The following is a 313-nucleotide window of genomic DNA, read 5'->3' on the forward strand; positions in this document are numbered from 1 at the left end:
AGACCGTTTAGCTTTATCATGCTTTCACATTGCTCCCGGAGTTTTCCTTACGGGGTTTTAAAATAACTTAGCCCCGGTCAACTCTTGTTCCCGGGGCTTTGTATCCGATCCGTTTGGGTGTTGCTGTTGGCATGGGGGATTGGCTCGGTCCAGATTCGCTTTGGCTCAGTTTTCCTGTTGCCATGCTTTCGACCATGCTTATGGCTGGCGCGCTTTATCTACAGGGCGGCTGGCGCAAAAGTCAGTCAATGCATACTTATATGCGAAGCGACAGAAGCCACAGCCTGTTCCCGCACAGCCGTCGACCTCGTTG

The 313-nt window shown here is 52.1% G+C and carries 1 protein-coding gene; it reads left to right on the top strand.

Annotation, left to right across the window (positions count from 1 at the left end):
• Positions 1-131 precede the first annotated feature (131 nt).
• Positions 132-313: hypothetical protein (locus CEV33_RS24165; RefSeq protein WP_208620122.1), on the top strand; the 182-nt coding region annotated here is incomplete at its 3' end.

The sequence above is a fragment of the Brucella grignonensis genome, assembly GCF_002252505.1.
GTDB lineage: Bacteria > Pseudomonadota > Alphaproteobacteria > Rhizobiales > Rhizobiaceae > Brucella > Brucella grignonensis.